The 8,921-nt window shown below is 61.6% G+C and carries 10 protein-coding genes and 1 pseudogene; 6 read left to right on the top strand and 5 right to left on the bottom strand.

Annotated elements, in window-relative coordinates; all coding sequences use genetic code 11:
* A pseudogene (locus GSQ88_RS36175) lies at positions 1-112 on the top strand (DUF4167 domain-containing protein); the annotation flags it as partial.
* A gap of 52 nt (positions 113-164) precedes the next feature.
* On the opposite strand, the gene GSQ88_RS13420 reads toward GSQ88_RS36175, so the two are convergent.
* The gene (locus tag GSQ88_RS13420) at positions 165-899 is read right to left on the bottom strand and encodes a class I SAM-dependent methyltransferase (RefSeq protein WP_159008227.1); all 735 of its coding nucleotides are present in this window, start codon (positions 897-899) and stop codon (positions 165-167) included.
* Between the two features lie 133 nt (positions 900-1,032).
* On the opposite strand from GSQ88_RS13420, the gene gloB reads away from it, so the two are divergent.
* Together gloB and GSQ88_RS13410 are read left to right on the top strand one after the other, a co-directional pair.
* Positions 1,033-1,800, top strand: coding sequence for a hydroxyacylglutathione hydrolase (gloB, locus tag GSQ88_RS13415; RefSeq protein ID WP_159008226.1), 768 nt, complete (start codon positions 1,033-1,035; stop codon positions 1,798-1,800).
* 12 nt (positions 1,801-1,812) lie between these two features.
* The gene (locus GSQ88_RS13410; RefSeq protein WP_502706731.1) at positions 1,813-2,244 is read left to right on the top strand and encodes a cupin domain-containing protein; all 432 of its coding nucleotides are present in this window, start codon (positions 1,813-1,815) and stop codon (positions 2,242-2,244) included.
* Positions 2,245-2,249: 5 nt separating this feature from the next.
* Here the strand turns inward: GSQ88_RS13410 and yddG are convergent, their stop codons facing one another.
* From yddG to GSQ88_RS13395, 3 genes are all read right to left on the bottom strand, one after another.
* A complete protein-coding gene (yddG, locus tag GSQ88_RS13405; RefSeq protein WP_159008224.1) occupies positions 2,250-3,119 on the bottom strand; it encodes an aromatic amino acid exporter YddG in 870 nt (289 codons plus the stop codon).
* A gap of 98 nt (positions 3,120-3,217) precedes the next feature.
* Entirely contained in the window at positions 3,218-3,943 is a 726-nt protein-coding gene (gene phbB, locus GSQ88_RS13400) for an acetoacetyl-CoA reductase (RefSeq protein WP_159008223.1), read from the bottom strand.
* Between the two features lie 182 nt (positions 3,944-4,125).
* A complete protein-coding gene (locus tag GSQ88_RS13395; RefSeq protein ID WP_159008222.1) occupies positions 4,126-5,304 on the bottom strand; it encodes an acetyl-CoA C-acetyltransferase in 1,179 nt (392 codons plus the stop codon).
* A 298-nt stretch (positions 5,305-5,602) separates the two neighbouring features.
* Here GSQ88_RS13395 and phaR point away from each other — a divergent pair, with 298 nt between their 5' ends.
* The 3 genes from phaR (at position 5,603) to GSQ88_RS13380 (ending at position 7,791) form a co-directional block, all read left to right on the top strand.
* The gene (gene phaR / locus GSQ88_RS13390; protein WP_159008221.1) at positions 5,603-6,202 is read left to right on the top strand and encodes a polyhydroxyalkanoate synthesis repressor PhaR; all 600 of its coding nucleotides are present in this window, start codon (positions 5,603-5,605) and stop codon (positions 6,200-6,202) included.
* A gap of 954 nt (positions 6,203-7,156) precedes the next feature.
* Positions 7,157-7,393, top strand: coding sequence for an antitoxin (locus GSQ88_RS13385; RefSeq protein WP_159008220.1), 237 nt, complete (start codon positions 7,157-7,159; stop codon positions 7,391-7,393).
* An 8-nt stretch (positions 7,394-7,401) separates the two neighbouring features.
* Positions 7,402-7,791 carry a type II toxin-antitoxin system VapC family toxin gene (locus tag GSQ88_RS13380; RefSeq protein ID WP_502706730.1) on the top strand — a complete coding sequence of 130 codons (390 nt, stop codon included), beginning with the start codon at positions 7,402-7,404 and terminating at the stop codon, positions 7,789-7,791.
* Between the two features lie 371 nt (positions 7,792-8,162).
* Here GSQ88_RS13380 and GSQ88_RS13375 read toward each other — a convergent pair whose 3' ends face one another.
* Positions 8,163-8,738 carry a TetR/AcrR family transcriptional regulator gene (locus tag GSQ88_RS13375; RefSeq protein ID WP_159008219.1) on the bottom strand — a complete coding sequence of 192 codons (576 nt, stop codon included), beginning with the start codon at positions 8,736-8,738 and terminating at the stop codon, positions 8,163-8,165.
* Between the last annotated feature and the right edge of the window lie 183 nt (positions 8,739-8,921).

The following is an 8,921-nucleotide window of genomic DNA, read 5'->3' as shown; positions in this document are numbered from 1 at the left end:
CGGTGAGCGTTTCCCGCCGCGCCGGCGCCGCCGGCCGCACGGTCCGCGCCCGGACGGCTTGGCCCCCGCACCGGTAACCCCGGGTGACGATTTCAACCCGGGCAATGAGTGAAATAGTGCAACCGACATTTGCGCTCGTCATCCCGACGAGCGCAAATTATCCGTCATCCCTTTAGCGACGACGGCACCAATACCGGCCGCAACGCTGGAATGAGCCGCGTGCGTTCGCGGTGCGCCGGGATCGCGCGATAGACCTGCTTGGTCGCTTCCACGATATGGACGCCGGCGAACGGCAGTGACAGCGCCGCGCCGACCTGCTCCCACGCCGCCGCCGAACGCAGGAACCAGCCGCTGGCGACCGGCGGCACGAACAGCGCCTCACCCCACCCGGTCGGCGTGAACCAGGTCTGCCGCAACAGTTCCGTGATCTGCGAGCGCGAATAGGGCCGGCCGTGCCCGAACGGCGTATTGTCGGTGCGCGTCCATACTCCGCGCCGGTTCGGAATCACGGCCATCACCCGCCCCGATGGCGCCAGCACCCGCCACACTTCGCGCAGCAGGCCTTCGGGATCGATGGAGATTTCCAGCGCATGAACCAGCAGGATGCGGTCGACCGCGGCATCCGGTAGCGGCAGCGAGAATTCGTCGACCAATGTCGCCAGTGTCGGTCGCGCCGTCGGCCATTTCAGGACGCCCTGCGCCGCCGGCATGAACGCAATGCAGCGCTCGCTGTTTTGCCGAAACAGCCCCAGATAGGGCGTGGGATAGCCCAGGCCGAGCACCCGCTGGCCCTGCGCGTCGGGCCAGCGCGCCTGAATACCGCGACTGATCAGCCGCCGCGCCACGATGCCGAGGCGCTGCGAATAGAAATCGCGCAGATCGATGACGTCGATGGTCATGAACCCAATCTAACATGCCGGGAAGCGCTTACGCGCGCCGAATATCGCCTTGCGAATTTGGCGTTAACGCCATAATTCGGGGATATATGTGGCTGCGACGAAATTGCCGCGCTAGCTGGACGATGGAGATATCATGGCCGCCGAAATTCGCCTGTTCCCCTGCCTGACCGACAATTTCGGGTACCTGATCCACGACCCCGCCACCAAGGCAACCGCCTCGATCGACGCGCCGGAGGCGGCGCCGATCCTGCGCGCGCTGGAGCGCGAAGGCTGGACGCTGACGGATATCCTGATCACCCATCACCATCACGACCACGTCGGCGGCGTCGCCGAGCTGAAGCAGAAATTCGGCTGCCGCGTGGTGGCGCCTCACGACAAATCCACCAAGATCGCCGATGTCGATCTGCGCGCCGCCCAGGGCGACGTCGTCAAGGTCGGCAGCCTGCTGGCGCGGGTGCTGGAAACGCCGGGCCATACGCTCGATCACATCAGCTACGTGTTCGACACTGAAAAGGCGGTGTTTGCCGCCGACACGTTGTTCTCGATCGGCTGCGGGCGGGTGTTCGAGGGCACCTATCCGATGATGTGGGATTCGCTGTTGAAACTGCGGTCGCTGCCTGACGATTTCGATCTCTATTGCGGACATGAATACACCGCTTCCAACGTCAAATTCGCGCTGACCATCGAGCCGGACAACGCCGCCTTGAAGGCCCGCGCCGAGCAGGTGACGAAACTGCGCGCGGAAGGTCGCCCGACCATTCCGGTGAAGCTCGGCAACGAGAAGCAGGCCAATGTCTTCCTGCGCGCCGACGAACCATCGGTGGCCGCCAGCGTCAGGATGAAAGGCGCCGGCGCCGCCGAGGTGTTCGGCGAATTGCGCGAGCGCAAGAACAAGTCCTGAGCCTCGATGGCCATGATTCCGGCGCTGACCGCGGCCGACATCATCGCGCGGCTTGGCCTCGAGCCGCATCCGGAGGGCGGACATTATCGTGAGACGTTTCGCGATTCCCGGTGTGATGCCGGCGGACGCGCTTTTTCCACCGCGATCTATTTCCTGCTGGCGCGCGGCGAGCGCTCGCACTGGCACCGCATCGACGCGGTCGAGGTCTGGCATTATCACGCGGGCGCCGCGCTGAGTTTGCAGATCGCCGATGACGATGGCCGGCGCGTGGTCCGGCTCGGCGGCGATTTGGCCGGCGGCGAACAACCGCAAGCGATCGTGCCGCCGCACGCTTGGCAGGCCGCCGAAAGCACCGGCGACTGGACCCTGGTCGGATGCACGGTCGCACCGGGTTTCGATTTTGCGCAGTTCGAGATGGCGCCGGCAGGGTGGCAGCCGAAATAACATCGTCATCGCTTCCAGATCATATCCTTCGCCGCGATCAAACCGCCGCCGGCGATCAGCACCGCGGCGACGGCGATGGCGGCACTTGGCTTGGCAAAACCGGCCAGCATCAGAAACGCGGTCGAGAGCAGCGGCGTGGCGTAGGACGCGGCCCCCAGCACCCTTATATCGCCGCGCTTCATGCCGATGTCCCAGGCAAAGAACGCCGCACCCACCGGGCCGATGCCAAGCGCGATGATCGCGAGCCATTGCGTCATTGTTTCCGGCCAGACTGTAGCCTCGACCGCGCCGTGAACCAGTGCTGCGAGCAGCGCGGTCGCCAGACAAAAGCCCGCGACCGCGTCGGTCGGCACCGCCTTGAGCTTGCGCGACATCACCGAATAGGCCGCCCACACAAAGGCCGCGACAAAGGCTGCGATCAATCCCGGGACCTGCCCGGGCGCAAAGCCGTGACCGCGGCTGCCGGCAAACAACATCACCGTGCCGGCCAATCCCAATAACGCGCCGATGATGTGATGCGGCGCCAGCCGCTCCCCCGGCAGCAACGACGAAAACAGCACGATCAGCAGTGGCCACAAATAATTCAACAGCCCTGCTTCGGCCGGCGGCGCGAAGCGCAGCGCCAGGAAATACAGCGCGTGGTAGCCGAACAAGCCGCCGACGCCGACGATCCAGGCCAGCGGCGGCTGCTTCAGGGCGCCGAACGCGGCCGGCCGCCAGATGAAGCTTGCGAACGCAACGGCTGCGCCGATCGCGAATGTCATGGCCGCGAGCTGAAACGCCGGAATCCGCCCCGTGGCCACCGTCATCACCGACAACAGCGACCACATCAGGATCGCGGTCAGTCCGATCAACGTGGCAGTGCGGGGGGTCATTTATCCGTCATTGCGAGCGAAGCGAAGCAATCCATCTGTGCAATAGAGAAGATGGATTGCTCCGTCGCAAGAGCTCCTCGCAATGACAGAAAAGGCCATCACGCGTGATATTGCCCGCCATTCACCGTCAGCGTCGAGCCGGTGACAAAACCGGCTTCGTCGGCGGCGAGGAACACCACCGCGCGCGCGATCTCTTCCGGTTCGCCAAGCCGATTGACGGGAATCTGCGGCAAGATGTTTTTCTCGACCACTTCCTTCGGCACCGCCTGTACCATCTCGGTGTTGATATAGCCCGGGCAGATCACGTTCACGGTGATGCCGGCCTTGGCATTCTCCAGCGCCAACGCCTTGGTGAAGCCGATGTCGCCGGCCTTGGCTGCGGAGTAATTGACCTGGCCGAACTGGCCCTTCTGGCCGTTGATCGACGAGATCGAGATGACGCGGCCGAATTTCCGGGCGCGCATGCCCTCGATCACCTGACGCGTCATGTTGAACAGCGAACCAAGATTGGTGTTGATGACGGAATTCCACTGATCGAGCGTCATCTTGTGGAAGGCGCCATCCTTGGTGATCCCGGCATTGTTGATGAGGACTTCGACCGGACCGAGATCGGCCTCGACTTTCTTGACGCCTTCGGCGCAGGCGTCGAACGAGCTGACGTCCCATTTGTAGACCGGAATGCCGGTCTCGGCCTTGAACTTTTCCGCCGCGGTATCATTGCCGGCATAGCTTGCCGCGACCTTGTAGCCAGCGTCCTTCAACGCCTTGCTGATCGCAGCCCCAATGCCTCTCGTACCCCCCGTCACCAGTGCAACACGTGCCATTTTGATTCCCTCCTTGGATAATCTTTTTATAAGCCGGAATTGCCCGGTCTTTGACATGCCTTAAAAGATTTGCCTTCCAGACGAAAATGCCCGGCGCGAGACCGGGCATTTCAGTTTTATCAGCGTGGGCCTGAGATGACAGATGATCTTTTCATCGTTCAATGCATCCCGCTGCCTATTGTTCAGTCGCGTGCAATGCACATCGCGATGCCCATGCCGCCGCCGATGCACAGCGTGGCCAGACCTTTTTTCGCATCGCGCTTCTGCATCTCGTGCAGCAGCGTTATCAGCACGCGGGCGCCGGAAGCGCCGACCGGGTGGCCGATCGCGATCGCGCCGCCGTTGACGTTGACCTTGGCCGGATCCCAGCCGAGGTCCTTGTTGACCGCGCAGGCTTGCGCCGCGAAGGCCTCATTGGCCTCGATCAAATCGAGATCGCCGATGCTCCAGCCGGCCTTTTTCAGCGCCGCGCGGGAAGCCGGGATCGGCCCGGTGCCCATGATCTTGGGATCGACGCCGGCCTGGCCCCACGACACGATGCGGCCGAGAACAGTCTTGCCTTCCTTGGCCGCCTGCTTGGCGGTCATCAGCACCACGACGCCGGCGCCGTCATTGATGCCCGAGGCGCTTCCCGCGGTCACGGTGCCGTCCTTCTCGAACGCCGGCTTGAGCTTGGCCATCGCTTCGATGGTGGCGCCATGGCGCGGATATTCGTCGTCGGCGACGATGATGTCGCCCTTGCGGGACTTGATGGTCACCGGGACGATCTCGTCCTTGAACTTGCCGGCCTTCTGCGCCGCCTCGGCCTTGTTCTGCGAGTGGACCGCGAACTCGTCCTGCTGGGCGCGCGTGATCTGATATTGCCGGGCGACGTTCTCGGCGGTGTTGCCCATGTGATAGCCGTTGAAGGCATCCCACAGGCCGTCCTTGATCATGGTGTCGATGAACTCGAGGTTGCCCATCTTGACGCCGCCACGCAGATATTGCGCATGCGGAGCCATGCTCATGGATTCCTGGCCGCCGGCGACCACGATTTCGGAATCGCCATTGAGCAGCGCCTGATAGCCCAGCGCCACCGTGCGCAGGCCGCTTCCGCAGAGCTGGTTGACGCCCCATGCCGGGCTTTCCACCGGAATGCCGGCGGCGATCGAGGCCTGACGGGCCGGGTTCTGACCCTGCGCCGCGGTCAGGATCTGACCCATGATGACTTCCGACACCCGCGCCGGTTCGATGCCGGCCCGCTCGAGCGCGGCCTTGATGGCGATGGCGCCGAGATCATGGGCGGGGGTGGTGGCGAACGCACCGTTGAAACTGCCGACCGGGGTGCGGGCGGCGCTGACGATGACGACATCGTCTGACATGGACATCTCCCTGAAGTTGAGGCGTTGGGCTTGAGGTTTTCTCGACGGCGGGCGGCCGGATGGCGGGCCTGTCTCTCGGGTCTATCCTGTTAATCTGGCGATGAAGTGTCAATCGGCCAGAGGGTAGAAAATGCCCCGATTGGGAGTTTCCTGAGCACGCTGGTGCTTTGGAATTAACCGTGGCGCACAAAACGGTAGCCGAAGCCAATTGAAAATGCTTACTTTGTTGCGTTGCGTTGCTCGTTACCCCTGCGGCGATGCCGTCGGGTTCCCGTCCTCGGTGTGCATATGTGAGCCCATGGCGAAAACAGACCAACCCACCACGATCAAGAAATACGCCAACCGGCGGCTCTATAATACCGGTACCAGCACCTATGTAACGCTGGAGGATCTCGCGGCGATGGTGAAAGACGGCGAGGACTTCCTCGTCTATGACGCCAAGACCGGCGACGATATTACTCGCTCGGTGCTGGCGCAGATCATCTTCGAGCAGGAAAACAAGGCCGGCCAGAACCTGCTGCCGACCACCTTCCTGCGCCAGTTGATCCGGTTCTACGGCGACAGCATGCAGATGGTGGTGCCGAAATATCTCGAACAATCGATCGATACGCTGACCCGCGAGCAGGAAAAATTCCGCAAGCAACTGACGAATACGTTCAGCGGAACGCCGTTCGCGCCGCTGGAAGAGCATGTCCGGCGCAACATGGAATTGTTTCAGCAGACCTTCTCGATGTTCAAGCCATTCGTGCCACAGCGCGGCGGTGTGCCGGTCGCCGTCGAACCTGAAAAGGTGCCGGAGCCGGTCGCCGAAGGCGACAACATGGACGAGCTCCGCCGTCAGATGAAAGAAATGCAAGACCGCCTCGATCGCATGTCGAAAGAACCGAAGAGCGAGTAGGCCCTGAAGAGCAAGTAGGCTTTCTGTCGTTCCGGCCTTGAGCCGGGACCCAGAACCGCGGTGGTTTGTAGCGGAAGGCATCCGCTCCACTTCACCCTCCCCTGGAGGGGGAGGGTCGACGCGCCCCGGCGACGCGCAGCGTCGTCCGGTAGCGGCGGGGTGGGGTGGCGGCGCTGCGAATAACGATAGTCGACGCTCCACTCCGTGTTACTCCACCCCACCCCGTCTCACATTTCGCTGCGCTCAATGTGAGCCGACCCTTTCCCTCCAGGGGAGGGTAAGAAAGCAAACACAACTCCGCGTTCTCGCGACACACCCCGCCCGAGTTTTGCAAATTCGCTCGCCCCAAAAAATAGAGGGCGCAGGGAAGACCGGGTGCGCGCTGCACCCGCGGTCTCATGTGCAAAGTAAAAAGGAAAACGCACATGAGCATACAGGTTCAGCGGAAACACTCCGGCCTTCCCCGCGCAATGGTTTACGGCTTATTCCGTGCTCTCCCCGGCGAGACCATAGCTTGCTTGTCACCGTCGCCCCCAAGAAGCGTGAGCCTCCCGAGAACTTGACACCTGCCATCGGGGCGTCAGGACCACACGACTTCGCCGTCCGCATTGGCGCCGTTCGTCCGCGCCAAAAGCGCGCAACGCCGCCGCGTCCATCGCATCCCATGCCCAACGTCCAAGACGATCATGATACGTCCCCTCTGAGAGGGCCGGGACGGGAGCGAATAAGAGGGTGATTTGGGTCTGGAGTCAAGGATAATTTCGGAAAATCAGAAACGTCGTGGAGGTAAGGGCCGAACAGGGCAAATCAGTTTGAAGCGGCTCAGGAATTTAGATTTTAGGCGCAGACCCGGCGATGGTTTCGGGGCGATCCTCTTCCGGCAGGGCGAGATTGCCTTGCAGTCGGGCTTTTTTTGGCATATGTTTTTGGCATATGCCATTGGGATTTCCGCCGATGACCGAGCAGCGCCACGTCAGATTATTCCGCAATGGCCGTAACCAGGCGGTTCGCATTCCCGTCGAGTTCGAACTCCCGGGCGACGAGGCTATCATGCATCGCGACGGAGACCGTCTGGTGATCGAGCCGGTGCGCAAGCGCGGGCTTATCGCCCTGCTCAAGACGATGAAGCCGATCGAAGAGAGCTTTCCCGAAATCGACGATCCCGTGCCGGCGCCGGAGCGCCTATTTTGACCCTCTACATGCTGGACACGAACATCATCTCCGACCTCGTCCGAAACCCGCAGGGCAAAGCCGCGAAGCGGATCGCCAAGGTCGGGGAGGACGGTATATGCACCAGCATCATCGTGGCGGCGGAGTTGCGCTATGGATGCGCAAAGAGTGGTTCACAGCGCCTGCTCAAGGCGGTTGAAGACCTGCTCGGCGAGATTGAGGTGCTCCCTTTTGATACTCCAGCCGACATCGAATACGGCGGAATCCGCACGCGACTGGAAGCGGCGGGAAAGCCGATTGGCGGCAACGACCTGCTGATCGCCGCGCACGCGTGCGCAACCGGCGCCACGGTCGTGACCGCCAACGTAGCCGAGTTCAAACGAGTACGTGGTTTGAAGGTAGAGAATTGGCTGGCCTGAGCACCGCCGAACTAGAGCCTTTTCCGTTCCGATGGAATCGGAACGGGGCTCTAGTTTTTTGTTTGGACGCGTTTTCTTCACGCGAACCCGGTGCCCACTTCGCTCGAAAACGCTCTAATCCGCCCTGCACAGGGTCGACATTTTATTCAGCATCCCTCAGATGCTGCGCGAACGCGCAGTCTGAACCTGTTGGGGCTTCGTCGCCCGGACTACAGCCCCCGGGCAGGCGTCGAAAAGGTTTGCATTGGTTAGGCTGGATCGATGAGACCGTCTGCTTTCCCGGCTCTTAGAGCGTTTTCGAGCGAAGTGGACACCGGTTCACGTCAAGAAAACGCGTCAAAACAAGAATCTAGAGCCCGGTTCTGATTCCATCAGAACCGGAAATGCTCTAGCTCGCAGAGTTGGCGCACCGCATCTTCAACCGCGGCTCGATCAATATCGTCCAATTGGTTTTTTCCGGGAAGCGACGGATAAGCCTGCCTGATGCCAACCAGGCGATCCAGACGCCCCCGGGACGTCAGCCTGTCGACGGTCGCCACCGCATGATTTTCTGCAAGCACCGCGCTGATGCCGTGGCTTTCGAAAAATTGCGCCAAAGGCCGACACATCGCCGCCGATATTCGCGAAGAGAGCCGCGCCGCGATGGCCGGGAAAGTTGGCCCCTCGGAGATGATCAACCGTTGCAGGCCGATGGCGGCGCGCCAGGTCATCAATTGCAGAAGCATCTCGCAAAAATCCCTGATCTGGCCTGGGTCAGCCTCCGGGCGAAGCGGCGGCACCGCGGTTTCGAACAACAGGATCGAGTGGTCGATCACCGCTTCGAGCAATCGTTCTTTTGAACCGAAATTATTGTACACCGTCCGCTTGGTAGTGCCGGCGCGACGCGCGATGTCGTCCATCGACGTGTTGCCAAGCCCGTTCTCGATGAAGGCGTCCTTGGCGGCCATCAGGATCGGATCAGACTTCCTCATCGGCTAATTCCACAAGCTGGCAGTCGAAATTCATGGCGATGGCGGCTCATTGTCATGCCTTGCAAATCCGGCGCTCCTGTGTATACTATACAGTATAGGTTATATTTTATCAAGTAAATTCAGTCCGATGAGACCGATCTAGCCCATTGATGATGTTCG

The sequence above is a fragment of the Bradyrhizobium sp. S69 genome, assembly GCF_009766005.1.
Classification (GTDB): domain Bacteria; phylum Pseudomonadota; class Alphaproteobacteria; order Rhizobiales; family Xanthobacteraceae; genus Bradyrhizobium.
The sequence above is the reverse complement of the archived record's forward strand: the minus strand, read 5'-3'. Positions and strand labels throughout refer to the sequence as shown.